Source organism: uncultured Campylobacter sp. (assembly GCF_938017615.1).
Classification (GTDB): Bacteria; Campylobacterota; Campylobacteria; order Campylobacterales; family Campylobacteraceae; genus Campylobacter_B.
This window is the reverse complement of the sequence record NZ_CALIJA010000150.1, coordinates 1-16,179: the sequence shown is the minus strand read 5'-3', so window position 1 is coordinate 16,179 and position 16,179 is coordinate 1. Positions and strand designations below refer to the sequence as shown.

Here is a 16,179-nt window from a genome sequence, read left to right as displayed (position 1 = left end):
AAATATATTTATAAGATATATTTTTAAACTCCTAAATTTTCGGAATCTTTATAAAAAAATTCTGATTTAATACTATTTTAATCAGTTATCTGTATAATATGCATATTTCACAGAAAGAAGAGTTTATGGATTTTGATTTTATAGCTAAATTTAGCCCGATGTTCGTAAAGGCGGGAATTTTAACGCTAAAGCTCGCATTTTACGGGATTTTACTATCCATCATCATCGGTTTTATCTGCACGCTGATAAAATATAAAAGATTGCCTCTATTAAGCCCGCTTGTGAGCACATATATCGAGCTATCTCGCAACACTCCGCTTTTAATTCAGCTATTTTTTCTATACTACGGCCTGCCGAAGCTAGGCGTTCAAATTTCGGGCTTTACCTGCGCGATCGTAGGTCTTGCATTTTTGGGCGGAAGCTATATGAGCGAGAGCTTTAGGCTTGGTTTTGAGGCGATAAAAAAATCCCAGATTGAAAGCGCGATGAGCCTGGGGCTAAGCGAAGCACAGATAGTGTTTTACGTCGTGCTGCCGCGCGCTTTTGCGATCGCCCTACCCTCCATCAGCGCAAACATAATCTTTCTGCTTAAAGAAACCTCGATCGTTAGCATCGTAGCACTCGCCGATCTCGTTTATGCCGCAAAGGACGTGATCGGGCTGTATTACAAGACGAACGAAGCGCTATTTATGCTAAGCGTTTCGTATCTGATCATAATCCTGCCGCTTTCGCTAGCGCTTACGCTGCTTGAAAAGCGCCTTGCGTATATGAGAGGCTAGCGATGGAACTCTTAAGCGGTGAAAATTTAATCAGGCTTCTTGGCGGGCTTGGGGTCACCCTGCAAATCGCGCTCATCTCGATCGCAGTTTCGCTCGTACTAGGCTTGGTGCTTGGAATTTTAATGGCCTCCGGGCGCAGAGCCTTATACATCCCGCTTAAAATTTGTCTAGAGATCGTGCGCATCATGCCGCCTATCGTCTGGCTATTTATCGTATATTTCGGCGCGAGCAAGGCCTTTGGCATCCACATCTCAAATATCGCGGCTTCGATCATCGTCTTTAGCATCTGGGGCGTTTTTGAGATGATGGATCTGGTGCGCGGCGCCGTGCTTAGCATCCCTAAGCATCAGTTCGAAAGCGCCGAAGCGCTCGCATTTAGCAGATCTCAAATTTATCTCTACGTCATCCTGCCGCTTGCGATGAGGCGTCTGGTGCCCGCAACGATAAATTTATTCAGCAGGATGATAAAAACAACCTCGATCGCCGTACTAATCGGCGTCATAGAGCTCGTCAAGGTCGGACAGCAGATCATCGAAGTGAATGTCTTCCGCGATAATTACGCGCCGCTAATCATCTACGGAGCGATATTTTTCGTATATTTTTTGATCTGCTATCCAATCTCGGCGCTTTCGAAAAAATTAGAAAATAGGTGGAGCTGATGGAAATTTTAAAAATCGATAAAGTCAATAAATTTTACGGCGAGCTGCACGCGCTAAAGGACGTCAGCCTTAGCGTCGCGCAGGGCGAAGTCGTGGTGATCCTGGGTCCTAGCGGCTGCGGCAAAAGCACCCTACTTCGCACGATCAACGGGTTAGAGCCGGTACAAAGCGGAAATTTTATAATCGAGGGCGAGCGGATCGATCAAAATTTCACAGACTGGCGCAGGATCAGGCAAAAGATCGGCATGGTCTTTCAAAGCTACGAGCTTTTCGATCATCTTAGCGTGCTGCACAACATAATCCTGGGCCCGATGAAGGTGCAAAACGTCCCGAAAGAGGAGGCGATAGCTTTAGCGCGCGAATGGTTAAAGATCGTAGGTCTTGCGGATAAGGAAAACTCCTATCCCAAAGAGCTTAGCGGCGGGCAGAAGCAGCGCATCGCGATCGTACGAAGCCTTGTGATGAAGCCCAAGATCATGCTTTTTGACGAGGTTACCGCGGCGCTTGATCCCGAGATCGTGCGCGAGGTGCTCGACGTAATGCTAAATCTCGCCAAAGAGGGGCAGACGATGCTAATCGTGACGCACGAGATGGGCTTTGCGCGCGCCGTAGCCGATCGCATAGTTTTTATGGATGAGGGAAGCATCGTGGAGATTAACGAGCCGGAGGCGTTCTTCACCGCTCCAAAGAGCGAGCGTGCGAAGAAATTTCTAAATATGTTCGAATTTAAAAAATAAATTTTAATAAAGGAGAAAAGATGAAAAAAACGCTAAGCACGCTTTTTATCTTAGTTGCGTTATTTTTCGCAGGTTGCAACGACGAGGGCAAAGGCTCCTCAAATTCCGCACAAGGTTCCGCCGCGCCGCAAAGCTATATAGACGGAGTTAAAAAGCGCGGTGTAGTAAGGATCGCTGTTTTCGGTGACAAGCCGCCGTTTGGCTATATTGACGAGACGGGCAAAAACGCGGGATACGACGTGTATTTTGCAAAACGTATCGCAAAGGAGCTTTTGGGCGATGAGAGCAAGGTGCAGTTCGTGCTCGTAGAGGCGGCCAATCGCGCGGAATTTTTGGCGTCCGATAAGGTCGATATCACGCTTGCAAATTTCACCGTCACACCAGAGCGCAAAGAGGTCGTGGATTTCGCGCTGCCGTATATGAAGGTAGCTCTCGGCGTCGCAAGTCCGAATGGCGATATCACCGACGTTTCGCAGCTTAAGGACAAAACGCTTTTAATAAACAAAGGCACGACCGCGGATCTGTATTTTACGAAAAATCACCCCGAGATCAAGCTTTTAAAATTTGACCAAAATACCGAGACTTTCGGTGCGATGCTGGACGGCAGAGGCGATGCGATCGCGCACGATAATACGCTTTTGTTTGCGTGGACGAAGTCAAACCCTGGCTTTAAGGTAGGTATCCGCTCGCTGGGCGATCAGGACGTCATCGCGCCTGCGGTCAAAAAGGGTAACGACGAGCTTCGCAAATGGCTTGACGATCTAATCGTAAAACTCGCGGACGAGAAATTTTTCCACGCCGACTACGATGCGACGCTAGCACCGGTATACGGCGACGACATCAAGGCTGACGACGTCGTAATCGAAGGCGGAAAGTTATAAATTTAGATTCGCCGTCTGGTTTAGCAGGGCGATATTGCTAAGTCCTGCACCTCGCAGGAACGAGCCGCCGTAACTTTACCGAAACGGCGATTGTAAACGCCCATAGGCGGCGAGCGCTTCTATACGCTAGCTAAATTTATCGATCTAGCGGCAAAGTTTTGCTTCCGCGCGGCGAATTTGCCGCTGAGTAAATTTTAGCCGAGCCGAAACGCAATCTAGCGCCCTCGTCGCGATAAAATTTAAGTCGCGCACGGCGGCGTAAATTTCAAGCGATAGTAGAATTCTAATGCAAACTGCTCGCGCGATAAAAATTTATGCCGCATAAGCAGTAATAAATCGCAAGCGCTCGATCGTTAAACGGAGCGGAGATTTAAAATTTATCGGCTCAAAGTAGCTTACAAAGTCTTATACGAACGCTGCTGCGCGTGCGCCCCATCTTTCGATTGGCTCGCGCGAAGGAGCGATCGCACATCTGCCCAAACGCATGATCCGCGGAATGCATCCGTTTCCACGCTCAGCTACACGACGCATCTGTGCCGCTAAGCCTACGATCCCGCGCGCTTTGTCTGCATATCTGTGTATCGCCAGAACCGTATGCAGCAACCGCCTCTACCATATTCCACTGCGCCGCCGCCCGCCTCATTCGCTCCAAATTTTGCGGTTCAAATTTAGCTCACTCACGATATCAACGAGCGCACCGATCTCATCTACGTAGAGCGCTATCGTGGCGTCCTGCTTTAGCGAGCAGTCGATTCTAGGCTCGAAATTATCGCGCCAAGTCTCGATCGCCACGTAAATTTTATCCTCCCTTAGCACCGCGTTTATCTGCGAGCCCAGCCTTAGATAAACCTCCGTCAGTCGCTGCATCAAAAGCGGCGTCAGAGCGTATCTGGCGCCTACCTGATCGGTCGTATAGACGTCGAAAAACTCCTCAAATTTCACGTCGTCCATATTCGCTCGCTGCCCGTATCTGCGCAGATTTCGCGAGTTTTTGTGACATACCCGCACCTCGCAGTTAAGCCTTTTGTGAAAGTCCGCGACGAAAAGCACTCCTTGAAATTTTACATCGGTGCGAGTGCCGTTTTTGGTGCGCACCTTTTCGGCGGCGTAAAAGTCGCTAAATCTCACGCGCACGCCCTGCACCTCCCCGCTCATCATATCCTCGCTCGATTGCTCGTTTATGTAGCAGTCGTAAATTTCAAAAAACTCATCTGCCCCCAGCCCACCGCCTTCGTCATAGCTAAGCCCGAAGCTTTTTGCGATGCTCGCGACGATCCTGCTTTTGAAATTTGATCTGAAATTCCGCCTTTTACTCGCCGTCAAAAGAGCGCTCACGACGCCGTAAACAGCCACGCCGAAAAATGCTCCGGCCGCCGCTTCGCCCCAAAAGCGCGCTGCAAGTGCGCCCACGCCGGTCCCTACGACAGCGGCGATTAGATTAGCCTTTTTCACCGCTTCTTGCAGCGCCGCGCGCTCATCCTCTAGGCTATGCAGATCGGCTAGAAAGTTAAATTTTGACTGGGTTGCGCCGTCTTTTTCGCCCCTGCCTTCTCTTTCGGCGGCTTTGGACTCAAACCTCTCGTAAATAGCGCTCGCGCGGCTATCACTGCTTTCGGAGCTACCGCCCTCGCCCGCTTCGGCTTTTAATACCTGCCCCTCTTTCGCATCGGTGCTTAAAATTTGCCCATCTTACGCTGCGCCCTGCCCTAGCGCGCCTGCATCTTGCGCCGTATCAAAGCCGCTAAATTTATCGAAATTTGCGCGCTGCGTGCCGCCGTTTTTGCCAAAGTTTAAGCTGTAAAATAGGCGGTAAAGCAATCCGTTTAAAACTGGAAAGATGATGAAAAGCGCGACTATAAGCCAGTTTGTATCAAATAAGACGGGTTCTGCTCTGGTATTCAAAAACACGTAAAGTCCGAGCAGCAGCAGGGTTATCAAAAAAGAGACGAGCTTGCTAATGCGCGCGAGCTTTTCGCGCCGTTTTTCAAGCAGGTAAAGCTCCTCTAAATCGCCGTTTCTATCCATAATCCGCCTTTTGTGGCGCATTTAAGCGCCGGTTTTTGCCGCGCGTAAATTTAAACGTTCGCGCACCGCAGCCTGATCGCCGCCAAATTTAGCGCAAAGCTCGTGCCCTGCTGCAAAATTTTAAAATTTGCTCCGCCGCTTTAAATTTAGCCGTTATAAAATTTTAAATTTCGCCTTTGCCGCGCCGCAGCTTGCTTAATGCGGGCAGATCTTTAGCGCCTCTTTCAGCCGCCCTAGCCCGTCTTTTAGCAGCGCCCTAGAGGTCGCGATATTTAGGCGCAAAAATTTCTCGCCGCCCTTGCCGTATTGCGCGCCGCAGGAGAGATACAGCCCCGTTTTTTCGCGGATGAAGCGCGCAAGCTCCGCGCTATCCTGCGTATAAGCGCCCGCATCGAGCCACATCAGATAGGTCGCGTCTTGCGGCACAACGCGCACCTGCGGAAGCTCGCGCCCGATAAATTCCGCCGCGAATTTACGATTTTCGCTGAGGTATTCGCGCAGAGCATCCAGCCACGCCGCGCCCTTCGTAAATGCAGCGATCGCTCCTTGGACGCCGAAAAAATTCGGCTCGACGATGTCGTCGGAATTTAACGCCTTTGAAATTTTATGACGCAAGCGTTTATCCGCGGCAAAGACCGCCGCGCTTTGCAGCCCCGCGATGTTAAACGCCTTGGTTGGCGCGATTATGCTGGCCGAGATCCTCTCGCAGCTCTTACTTGCCGCAGCAAAGGGCGTGTAACGCACGCCCGGCTCAGTCAGATCACAATGCACCTCGTCGCTAAGCACCGTCACGCCGTGCTTCTCGCACAGCTCGCCGATGCGGGCAAGGTCATCCCTGCTAAAAGTGCGACCGACCGGATTGTGCGGATTGCAAAGGATAAAAAGCGTCGTCTGCGGATCGGCGAGCTTAGCCTTCAAATCCTCCCAATCAATGCTATAATCGCCGCCGGCGTAGGCAAGCTCGTTTTCTACCGGCACGCGGGCGGCGTTTTTGATGCAGTAGTAAAAGCAGTTGTAAACGGGGCTCATCAGCAGCACGTTCTCGGCGGGCGAAGTAAGCTTGCGGATGATCGAATCAATCGCGGGCAGCGTGCCGCTAGCATAGATCAGCCACTCCTTTTGGATTTCATAATCGTGGCGCGCGAGCCACCAGCCTTGATATGCGCCGCACCACTCATCATCCACAAGCGAATAGCCTAAAACTCGCTCATTTAGCCGCTTTTGCAGAGCCTCGATAATTTCGGGCGCGACGGCAAAGTCCATATCCGCGACCCACATCGGAAGCTCGTTCTCGCCTACGTCCCATTTAAGCGACTTCGTGCCTCGGCGGTTTGGCAGAGTGTCGAAGTCGTATTTCTCCTTGCCACTTATAAAATCAAAAAGTCCCATCTTACGCCCTTAATTCAGTAATAATTTCAGTTTTAGACGCGTCCGTTGCGCCATCTAGGATCAGCTCGCCGATGCTTACCGCGCGGATCAGCCCGCTGCTCGGATTTTTGACGCTATCGATCGCGCCTTTTATCTCGGCATGCACATCGCTGTATTCAAACGCCAGCGTCGTATTTATGAGCTCGCAGTCTTGCAAGCGCAAATTTTGCATATAGCAAAAGCCCTGCAGGCTCTCGATCTTGCAGTTTCGCAGCGTCACGTTTTTGGAATTCCAGCCGAAGTATTCGCCCACGATGAAGCAGTCCTCGATGAGGATATTTTCGCAGTTCCAAAACGCGTCCTTGGATAGGAGCTTGGAGTTTTTAATCGTTACGTTTTTGCAGCCGTCGAAGCAGTAATCCCCGAAGAGCGATAGATTTTCGATACTTAAGCCTTCGCAATTAAGCCCAAAATAAGCGCCCTTTGCGGTGACGTTTTTTAGCGTGACGTCGCTGCAGTGCCACAAGGTCTCCTGTGCATCGTGAAATTCCACGTTTTGCAGCGCGGCATCTTTTACGCGGCGAAGCCCCTTAGGCGCGCCGTAGAGGCAGTCTTTTAGCACTACGCCGCGGCTATACCAGATCCCTGCGCGCGCGATCTCGTCGAAGAAGCAGTCCTGCGCGCGGATATTTTCGGCGTACCAAAACGGATATTTCCACTCAAATTTACAGTTTTGCGCGACGATATTTGCGCTGTGTTTTAGCGGCGACTCGCCCTCGCCGAAGACGGAATTTTCGATCCGCAGATCCTTTGCGCCGAACAGCGCGCGCTCGCCGCTAAAGTGCTTTTGTCTTAATATTTGCATGGCTTTCCTTAGATTTAAAATTTGCTTCAGATTATACAAGGAATTTCAAAATTCCGCGTAGCTTAGGCGTATGAAACGCAAGCGAATTTTAAAAATTTTAAAATTTAAAGGCGGCGAGGGGCTAAATTTGACGCGCCTCGGTAGTGGTTACGAAACATATGCGGCGAATGCGCGGCAAACCGCAGGGCTTTTTATAATGGCGTGCTTGCAAACGCCTATAAAGCGCACCTAGGTCGCTACGGCTAGCCGCGTATTTGCGCAGGCATCCGTATCTGCCCGCGACGCGTGTCGCTCGAAAGATACATAAAATTTATCGCGAGCGGCGCTTTAAAATTTATAAAATTTTCTCCGAGCAGCATGTAAATTTTATCCCACGCACAAACTGGGCACGTCTAATGCTCGTGGTGATGCAAGTGCGTGTCTTCGCCGCGGTCTCGATCTGTAGCACGCTTTCGCAGATCAAAATACACAAAAAGCCCGCTAGGTTCGCCATCCTCGTAAATTTCAAGTTTGTAGCGCATTACGGCGTGCATGCACACTGCAACGTCAAGCGTCGCTTCATAGCCGTCTGCGCTGCGCTTTAGCGGGAATTCCGCATTGCCCATATTCATACTCACGCCCGAAATTTTAACGCTCGGATTTTTCAGCTCACGCGAAATTCCGCTTATTTTTAGCTCGTTTGCTCCCGCTTCGATCGGATGGCGCGCTACGCTAAAGAGCGCCTTCTGCCCGCCGGCGTTAGTCTCGCAGTCCTGTGCGGCTAGATTGCAGCCCAGACGCGTCCTTATGTCCTTAAATAATGCATCGCTCTCATCCGCGCCAAATCCCAAAGTAGCGGCGAAAATCAAGCTAAAACGTAGAGCCTTTATCATTATGATCCTTTGTAAATGAAATTTGTGCGCAATTTTAGCAGAAAATTCCGCGCCTATTAAAAATATTTATTAAAATTTTAGCTAAAATAATGATATCTTTTACGAAAGGATGAAAAATGGCTGAGTTTTTAATCAAAGACGCCAAGGACGGCTGCAAATTCGATCTACTTTATGACGGGCACGTGCTATGTACCTCCGAGGTTTACACGAGCAAGGCCGCTTGCAAAAACGGCATCGAAAGCGTCGCAAAAAACGCCGCGCTAAATAAGATCGAGGATCAAATCGCGGGCGGCGAGAAGCTAAACAATCCGAAATTTGAGCTTTACACCGATAAAGCAGACAAGGTTCGCTTCCGCCTAACGGCCAGCAACGGACAGATCATCGCCGTTAGCAAAGATTTTGAAGCCAAAGCGGACGCTCTAAAAGTAATAGAGCTTATCGTCAAACAGGCTGCAAAAGCCAAGATCAAGGAGGCGTAAATGGACATAAACGGACTTGTAAATATGGTCTCTGCACTCAAAAACGACGATAAAAATTTAAGAGAATTTCAAAGCGGCCCTGTCGCTTTTATCGAAAAATTTCTAGGCGTGGACCTGCCGGACGATCAGATAAATGCGATAATTGCGGGCATCAGCTCAAATTTTTTAAGCAAAAACGAAAGCGGCGGATCTAGCTCGCTAGGCTCGATGCTGGGTGGACTTTTGGGCGGCGGCGAGGACGTGCAAGCAAACGCCGTCGATAGCAAAGGCGTGGATTTTAGCGCGCTGATCGGCAAAATCGCAAGCGCCAAGCTCGACCTCAACGGCGACGGCAAAATCGATATCAACGACGCAAGTAGCTTTTTGGGCGATCTTTTAGGAGGAGGCGCAAACGGCGAAGATAAGGGGTTAAATTTAGGCAGCCTACTAAAAACGTTTAAAATTTAAACGCAGCCAAATTTCAAACGCAGGCCGGATTTTGCGCGACGATGCTTAAATTTACGGCGCGCTGTTTTAATCCGTGCCTGCACTGCTACGGCGCTCGCGCGAAGGGTTTAAATTTATGCTATGTTGCGCGCAAAAACCTCGCGCTTAATTAAGGAGGGCTCAAATTTAAAACAAAAGTTATTTAAAATTTAAGCCCGTTTCGCCTTTGTAGGATTTTATTTATGGCGCCTTGACGAAGCATCCCGCTCCGCTCTTTTAATCCAGCACTTAATGATGAAATAATCACAAGCGTTGCTTTAAATTTCATCTTTGCCATTTAGCGTACGCTTCAAATTTAATCGCTCTTTGGCTCGGTTTCATTTCGCTACCCATTCAAATTCCCACGTAGCGTGTCATAGCATGCTATTAAATTTTAAAAACGTCTATAAATTAAACACGAAAGAGTCCCCCTAAAAAGGATATATTTTATTTCTATTTACTGTTTAGGTAGTATAATCGTTCTCGTCCGACAAGATAAAACCTCCTTTTTGTATGAAGCCCGAGTTTAAAAGCTCGGGCTTTTTTTATGCCCGAAATTCTGCTATAATCCCGCCAAAAAATGCAAGGAATTTTATGCTTTCACATATCGACGAAAACAATATGCCGCGCATGGTGGATGTCGGCGCCAAGGATGATAGCGAACGCGTAGCCACCGCTAGCGGCATCATACGAATGAGCGCGGAGGCGTTTGCTGCCGTCAAGCAAAATACGGCCAAAAAAGGCCCCGTGCTTCAAACCGCCGTCGTTGCCGCGATAATGGGCGCTAAAAAGACGAGCGAACTCATACCGATGACCCATCCGCTCACGATTACTTCGATTAAAACCGATATTGAGGAGCTTGCGAGCGAGTGTGCGTTCAAGCTTTTCGTGACGGTAAAGATCACGGGCAAAACGGGCGTCGAGATGGAGGCGCTAACGGGCGTGAGCGTGGGGCTGCTGACGATTTACGATATGCTAAAAGCGATAGATAAATCGATGCAGATCACCGACGTCGTACTGCAACGCAAAGAGGGGGGCAAGAGTGGCGTGTATATTAGGAGCTGAAAAGCCGAAAATCGACTATCCACTCTTTTGGGAATATAAAATCATCCTGGACGCAAGCACCCAAAAGCGCGAGCAGATCGATGAAATTTTAAAGGGCGAAAATTACAAAATAGACTTTTCGCGCTTTTCAAACGGCGGCAAATATATGAGCTTCAACGTAAGCGTTTTCGTTAAAGACGACTTGCATCGAAACGAAATTTTCGAGCGCTTAAAAGCCCACTTTAAATATGTATTGTGACAGGAGATGAAATGAAAGAAGCAATAATCAAAAAATTCGGCGCCGATCTCGCGCAAATTTCACAAGCCGAGCTAGCCTCATATGTGCAAGAGCTCGCCTTGCAAGAAGCCACGAAGGCTTTGTGTGAGCTTGACGACGAGAGTAAAAGCGCCAAAAGCACGCAATTAATCCTAGACTTCGCAGCCGAGTTAAAAGACGCGGGCGCGCTTAGCGATGAGACGGCAGAAGCCCTACTTAACGGCGTTAAAAAGGCGCTGTGTGACGAGGACGAGCAGGCTCTTTACAAGCTCATCTACGACTACGACGATCTGCGCAAAAAGATCGCTTGTAAACAAAAGGCGATTAAAACCCTTGTTTTGCGCAGCTACGACGATCTGGATACCGCGCTGCAAAACGCAAGCGAAGCGGAGCTAAAAGAGCGCATAGCCTCGGCGCTACAGCGAGCGATCGCGAGCAAACTGCCGCTTGCGGACGTGCTGAAAGAAGCGAGCGAACTGGCCTTCATAAGCGTGCTCGAAAGCGGAACCGACATCGAGGATACCGCGCACGAGACGGCGAAAAATATCGCATTTTCGGCTATCGGCGACGGAGAATTTACGAAATTCCGCACTAAAGAAATTTCAAAAATCATCATAAATCGCGCGATTTTCGTCGCAAACGAGAGCAAAAATACCGCCTCTGCGCTGATTAGAGGCGCGATTCTAGGCTGCTACGACGGCATAAACAAAGCCGCCGAAAGATACCGCGACGAGCTAAGTTTCTCGCCAGCAAGCGACGCACAGAGCCTAGAGAACGAAAGGCTTCAAATTTCGCAGATGAGCGAGCTATTTAGCGCGGTTTTAAGCGATGCAGTCGCAAGCTCGGAGGAGCCCGCTAAAAGCGAAATCGCCAAGATCGCCGATGAAGAATTCGGAGGCTATTTGGCTAAATTTAGAAAAATTTCAAGCGATCTTGCTGAGCAGCTAAGCGCCAAAATCGGCGAAATTGAGCTTGGCGAGCGCGCGAAAAAGGCGAGCGCCAAAGCGCGCGAAATCACTCAAGAGCTGAGCCAAAAAAGCGCCAAAATCATCGAAAACCTCGATCTGGACGAGAAGCTCGACGCAATCAAAAAAGAGCTTAGCGAATTTGAAAAGAAAATGAGCCAAAAATTTGCCGAGCTAAAAAGCTCCGACGTCGCCAAAAACGTAAGCGAAAGGGCGCGCGAGATGAGCGCTAAGGCTTACGAGGCCGCAAAAGAAACGATCGCCAAGCTAAAGTCCAAAAAGGACTAAATGGGCGCTGCAGAGGTAAAATCCCTAGCGGTAAACACTCAGCGCTCACTGCTTTGCGCTGCAAAATTTACTCACATGCCTATACTAGCATGCCTTAAAGCTCGCGTGCCCTAAAAGAAAGGAGCTTTCGTTAGAGTTTGCGAGGCCTGCGCAGAATTCTTTATGCGCTTTAACGGCGCTGTAAAATTCCATGCTGATAAAGAATTTTATGAATTTTGCATAGCTAAATTTAGATGCGCGCTGCAAAATTCCGTGCCGCCAAAAATCCTACGGCGATGCGAGACTCTGGTCCAACCAAATCTTGCCGCAGTGATAAAATTCTAAGTGCAAAATTTTATAGCTGTCAGAGCATATATAAAATTCCAAAAACGGCGCGGATTTTTAAGCTTGAAATTTCATCGCGTAGATTTGCGTAGCAGAATTTTAAAATTCTAAACGCGTAAAATTTTAAAATTCCATCCAAAATGATACGGTACGGCTTTCAGTTTGAAATTTTATCCCGACGCGCGCAAATGAAATTTCGCGAGATAAATTCTAAGAAAAAGCACTTGCGGCGTTTGACATTTCTGCGATCATTTCAATTCCCACAACGAAATTTCATTGCAGCACAAGATGCAGTGGTGTAGTACCTTTTGCCAAGTTAATAATTAGAATTTATGCGCCACAAAATACCAACGCGACTCACCTCAAATCATAGCGACATCCGAGCCCATTTTATCGTACGATTTGATTGCATAAATTTTAAACCGATCTTGCTGCGCCCGGGTCGAGCGCCTGGTGTAAATAAAATTCTACTGGATTTATCGTTGCGTAAATTTAAAACCGCGCCCCCGCTCTATTTAAGTGCAGAGGCGCCGTGTTTATACAACACCGCACTTGGACAAATCCACTACTTTCACATAGCAATGCCTTGTTTACGCCGCGATAAAATTCTGCAAAATCACTGCTAAATTTTATCGCTAAATTACAAAGCCTAATTCTATTTTAAAGACGACGGGTGTTCTTAAATTTCACGACAAATTCCAAATAGATCGTGCTCACAAAATCCAACGATCCAAAATAAAATTCTAAAAATTTAACCAAATTTCGCTAAAATCGCCGCAAAATTTTAAGGAGAAAAGATGAAAAAATTAGCTCTTTTAATATCCTTTGCTGCGATGATGATTTTTACCGGCTGCGCGAGCACCACGCAAGGTGGCGCCGTAGGCATCGACCGCTCGCAATTCATCACCGTAAGCGAAGCTGAAATGGATCAAAGTGCCGCGCTTGCCTACAGGCAGATTACCGCCCAAGCAAACGCCAAACATGTCCTAAATACCGATAAAAAGCTAACTGATCGCGTTAGAGGCATCTCGAAGCGCCTAATCGCTCAAGTTGGCGCATTTCGCAAAGACGCACTGAAATGGAACTGGCAGGTAAACGTAATCAACGACCCTACGATCAATGCTTGGTGTATGCCTGGCGGTCGCATCGTCGTATATACGGGCATCATCGAAAAGCTTAAACTTACCGATGCCGAGCTGGCTGCTATTTTGGGGCACGAGATGTCGCACGCACTGCGCGAACACAGTCGCGAGCGAGCCTCGACTGAACAGATGAAAGATGTCGGTATCGCTGTAGCAAGCTCCGCAGCAGGGCTTGGAGATCTGGGCTCAGCGGCTTTGAACATGGCGGCGCAGTACACTTTCACGCTGCCGTTTTCACGCACGCATGAGACGGAGGCTGATCTGATGGGTGTCGAGCTGATGGCGCGCGCAGGATACGATCCAAGGGCGGCGATAAACGTCTGGGAGAAGATGAACAAGCTAAATGAGAGCCATCCACTTAAATTTATGTCCACGCACCCTTCAAACGACGATCGCATCACCGATCTAAAAGAGGTGATGCCAAAAGTTCTGCCGCTTTACGAGGCTGCCACAAGAAATAGATAGTCTTGCGATTTAAAATTTCGCAAGAGCTTGCGTGCTGAGGTTTTTTAAGTAGCAGGTTTTATCATCGCATTTAAATTTCTTAATGGGCTTGCGCGCGGCGCTAGGATTATCCGCCGCCGCGCTAGAGCTCTATCGCGATAAAATCTCGCCGCGATAAAGGTCTGCCGCAGCGCGAAATTTTAAATTACCGCAAAATTCCATTAACACGCGCGATAAACATAATCCGCGCCGAGACAAAATTTCATTTTAAAATGCAAGTGCTGGGCGAAATTCCGTCGCATAGAAAGCCGAAACGTCCGTCGATGCAGAATTTTACGGCGCGAAATTTTACGATTTTAAGCGCGACGAGATTTGGAGTAAATTTTGCCCCTTCGGGCGCAGATAGAATTTCGCTGCGACCCTATACAAATGAAATTTTGCAGCCGCAACCCAGTATGAAAATAAAATTTATTCGGCCGGGTAGCAGAATTTAGCGCTATTTTGCGCGGCGACAAGTCTCGCGCGGGCAGATGAAATTTTACGCGATAAAAGGAGTAAAATTTCAACTCCGCAGAATTCTACGCACGGGCGCGAGGTATTTTCCGCGCCTTTTGGATTTTAAAGCGTTTTTAGATATAATCATAAATATTTATTTTTAAATTTCAAAGGATAAGAAATTTGGACACGGACAGTTCGGTTTTAATGTTAGTTTTAGCTTTTGTATTCATCTTTATGAATGCTTTTTTTGTTCTTTCGGAATTCTCAATCGTCAAAGTAAGAAAGTCTCGCCTCGAAGAGCTTATCAAGGATAAAATTCCAAACGCAAAGCTCGCTTTTAAAATTTCAAACTCCCTTGACACCTACCTCAGCGCCACTCAGCTAGGCATTACGATAAGCTCGCTCGCCCTCGGCTGGATCGGTGAGCCCGCGGTATCGAGACTGATCGAGCTACCGCTAAGATCCATCGGCATAGGTGGCGGAGCGGCGGCACATACGATCGCCTTCGTTATATCTTTTACACTCGTTACGCTATTTCACGTCGTGCTCGGCGAGCTAGTGCCAAAATCCATCGCTATTGCCAAAACCGAGAAGATCGTGCTTTTTATCTCCAGACCGCTTCATATTTTTTGGATTATGTTTTTTCCGATCATAAAAGCGTTTGACTTCATCGCTGCCGTCTCGCTTAAAATCATCGGCGTAAAGCCTGCCAAAGAGAGCGAGCTTGCGCTTTCGGACGAAGAGATCAAAATCATCGCAAGCGAGAGCCTAAAAGGCGGCGTACTCGATAGCCTAGAGACCGAGATCATCAAAAATGCCGTCGATTTCAGCGACACGGTCGCCAAAGAGATAATGACGCCACGGCGCGATCTCATATGCCTAAATAAGCAAAAAAGCTATGATGAAAACTACGCAACCGTATTGCAGTCGAAATTTACGCGCTTTCCGTATATCGACGGCAGCAAGGATAACGTCCTAGGCCTCATCCACATCCGCGACATCATCCAACAAAAGGGAGATAAAAGCTTCGATAAGATCGTGCGCAAACTCATCATCGTGCCTGAAAACAGCCCGATCTCTAAAATTTTACCGATGATGAATAAGCAGCGCATTTTTGCCGCGCTCGTCATCGACGAATACGGCGGTACTGCGGGATTTTTGACGATGGAAGATATAATAGAAGAAATTTTTGGCGACATCAACGACGAGCACGACGCGAATGCACAAAATTTCAAACGTATCGACGAGAACACCTTTGAGTTTAGAGGCCGCTTCGAGATCGAAGGCGTCGAGGAGGTGATGGGCATCGACTTCGACGAGGAGACCGAGCAGCTAACGATCGGCGGCTACGTCTTTAATCTCTTCGGCAGCCTACCTGAAATCGGCGATAAAATAAGCGATGTAAACTGTGACTACGAAGTGCTACGCATGGACGGCACTAGGGTCTCGCTCGTAAAAGTCACCAAAAGGTGCGAACAGGAACTGCAAGAAAGAGACGAGAATAAAAACGAGTAGAGATGAGGCACATTCGGTGCGGCGTGCGTAAATCCGGTCGCTTTGAGCGTGGCGCAAAAATTTCGGCGCAGGCTCTGAAGCGATCAAAATAGCGGTAAAACTTAATCGGCAAAGCATTTCGAGCTGCAGCGAATAGTATGTCGCCGTCTAAAATTAAAATTCCGAAATTTCTCTTAGAAAGGATTAGTTATGGAATTTCGTATCGAAAAAGACACGATGGGCGAGGTTAAGGTTCCGAATGAGAAATATTGGGGTGCGCAGACGCAGCGTAGCCATGAAAATTTCGAGATCGGAGTAGGGCTGGAGACGATGCCTAAAGAGGTCATAGAGGGCTTTGCCTATCTAAAAAAGGCGTGCGCGCTTGTTAATCGTAAGCTAGGCCGCCTAGACGAGCCTCGCACCGAGGCGATAGCGCAGGCGTGCGATGAAATTTTAAACGGCAAACTGGACGGAAATTTCCCTCTAGTCGTGTGGCAGACGGGCTCGGGCACGCAGTCGAATATGAATTTAAACGAGGTCGTTTCAAATCGCGCGATGGAGATTTTGGGGCTA

The 16,179-nt window shown here is 48.4% G+C and carries 19 protein-coding genes; 13 read left to right on the top strand and 6 right to left on the bottom strand.

What is annotated here, in order from left to right; translation table 11 throughout:
• Positions 1–125: 125 nt before the first annotated feature.
• Genes Q0620_RS07760 through Q0620_RS07745 form a run of 4 tightly spaced genes read left to right on the top strand, consistent with a single transcriptional unit; the run spans position 126 to position 3,056 of the window.
• Positions 126–779, top strand: coding sequence for an amino acid ABC transporter permease (locus Q0620_RS07760; protein ID WP_298784265.1), 654 nt, complete (start codon positions 126–128; stop codon positions 777–779).
• Positions 780–781: 2 nt separating this feature from the next.
• Positions 782–1,438 carry an amino acid ABC transporter permease gene (locus Q0620_RS07755; protein WP_297897210.1) on the top strand — a complete coding sequence of 219 codons (657 nt, stop codon included), beginning with the start codon at positions 782–784 and terminating at the stop codon, positions 1,436–1,438.
• Complete coding sequence (locus tag Q0620_RS07750) at positions 1,438–2,175, top strand: amino acid ABC transporter ATP-binding protein (protein ID WP_298784262.1); 738 nt, start codon at positions 1,438–1,440, stop codon at positions 2,173–2,175. The genes Q0620_RS07755 and Q0620_RS07750 overlap by 1 nt, the downstream gene beginning before the upstream one ends.
• A 20-nt stretch (positions 2,176–2,195) precedes the next feature.
• Entirely contained in the window at positions 2,196–3,056 is an 861-nt protein-coding gene (locus Q0620_RS07745) for a cysteine ABC transporter substrate-binding protein (RefSeq protein ID WP_297990236.1), read from the top strand.
• Between the two features lie 514 nt (positions 3,057–3,570).
• Here the strand turns inward: Q0620_RS07745 and Q0620_RS07740 are convergent.
• The 5 genes from Q0620_RS07740 to Q0620_RS07720 form a co-directional block, all read right to left on the bottom strand.
• Entirely contained in the window at positions 3,571–3,699 is a 129-nt protein-coding gene (locus tag Q0620_RS07740) for a hypothetical protein (protein ID WP_298784261.1), read from the bottom strand.
• Positions 3,696–4,508 carry a DUF3137 domain-containing protein gene (locus Q0620_RS07735; protein WP_298784260.1) on the bottom strand — a complete coding sequence of 271 codons (813 nt, stop codon included), beginning with the start codon at positions 4,506–4,508 and terminating at the stop codon, positions 3,696–3,698. The genes Q0620_RS07740 and Q0620_RS07735 overlap by 4 nt, the downstream gene beginning before the upstream one ends.
• A 237-nt stretch (positions 4,509–4,745) precedes the next feature.
• Complete coding sequence (locus Q0620_RS07730) at positions 4,746–5,081, bottom strand: hypothetical protein (protein ID WP_298784259.1); 336 nt, start codon at positions 5,079–5,081, stop codon at positions 4,746–4,748.
• Between the two features lie 195 nt (positions 5,082–5,276).
• Positions 5,277–6,470, bottom strand: a complete 1,194-nt coding sequence (locus tag Q0620_RS07725; protein WP_298784257.1) for a MalY/PatB family protein — start codon at positions 6,468–6,470, stop codon at positions 5,277–5,279.
• Between the two features lies 1 nt (position 6,471).
• Complete coding sequence (locus Q0620_RS07720; protein ID WP_298784255.1) at positions 6,472–7,314, bottom strand: DUF3737 family protein; 843 nt, start codon at positions 7,312–7,314, stop codon at positions 6,472–6,474.
• 70 nt (positions 7,315–7,384) lie between these two features.
• On the opposite strand from Q0620_RS07720, the gene Q0620_RS07715 reads away from it, so the two are divergent.
• Entirely contained in the window at positions 7,385–7,546 is a 162-nt protein-coding gene (locus Q0620_RS07715; RefSeq protein ID WP_298784253.1) for a hypothetical protein, read from the top strand.
• A 160-nt stretch (positions 7,547–7,706) separates the two neighbouring features.
• Here the strand turns inward: Q0620_RS07715 and Q0620_RS07710 are convergent, their stop codons facing one another.
• Positions 7,707–8,186, bottom strand: coding sequence for a hypothetical protein (locus Q0620_RS07710; protein ID WP_298784252.1), 480 nt, complete (start codon positions 8,184–8,186; stop codon positions 7,707–7,709).
• A 116-nt stretch (positions 8,187–8,302) separates the two neighbouring features.
• Here Q0620_RS07710 and Q0620_RS07705 point away from each other — a divergent pair, with 116 nt between their 5' ends.
• The 8 genes from Q0620_RS07705 to Q0620_RS07670 all read left to right on the top strand — a co-directional run.
• Complete coding sequence (locus Q0620_RS07705) at positions 8,303–8,665, top strand: DUF1508 domain-containing protein (protein WP_005873032.1); 363 nt, start codon at positions 8,303–8,305, stop codon at positions 8,663–8,665.
• The gene (locus tag Q0620_RS07700) at positions 8,666–9,112 is read left to right on the top strand and encodes a hypothetical protein (protein ID WP_298784250.1); all 447 of its coding nucleotides are present in this window, start codon (positions 8,666–8,668) and stop codon (positions 9,110–9,112) included.
• A 612-nt stretch (positions 9,113–9,724) separates the two neighbouring features.
• A complete protein-coding gene (gene moaC, locus Q0620_RS07695) occupies positions 9,725–10,195 on the top strand; it encodes a cyclic pyranopterin monophosphate synthase MoaC (RefSeq protein WP_298759766.1) in 471 nt (156 codons plus the stop codon).
• Entirely contained in the window at positions 10,173–10,433 is a 261-nt protein-coding gene (locus Q0620_RS07690; RefSeq protein ID WP_297921867.1) for a DUF493 domain-containing protein, read from the top strand. The genes moaC and Q0620_RS07690 overlap by 23 nt, the downstream gene beginning before the upstream one ends.
• A gap of 11 nt (positions 10,434–10,444) precedes the next feature.
• A complete protein-coding gene (locus tag Q0620_RS07685; RefSeq protein ID WP_298784248.1) occupies positions 10,445–11,704 on the top strand; it encodes a hypothetical protein in 1,260 nt (419 codons plus the stop codon).
• Between the two features lie 1,121 nt (positions 11,705–12,825).
• Positions 12,826–13,635: a M48 family metallopeptidase gene (locus Q0620_RS07680; RefSeq protein WP_298784246.1), complete on the top strand. Its 810-nt coding sequence runs from the start codon at positions 12,826–12,828 to the stop codon at positions 13,633–13,635.
• Between the two features lie 681 nt (positions 13,636–14,316).
• Positions 14,317–15,627, top strand: coding sequence for a hemolysin family protein (locus tag Q0620_RS07675; protein ID WP_298784268.1), 1,311 nt, complete (start codon positions 14,317–14,319; stop codon positions 15,625–15,627).
• Positions 15,628–15,816: 189 nt separating this feature from the next.
• Positions 15,817–16,179 (top strand): lyase family protein (locus tag Q0620_RS07670; protein WP_298784244.1); only part of this gene is annotated, 363 nt, incomplete at its 3' end.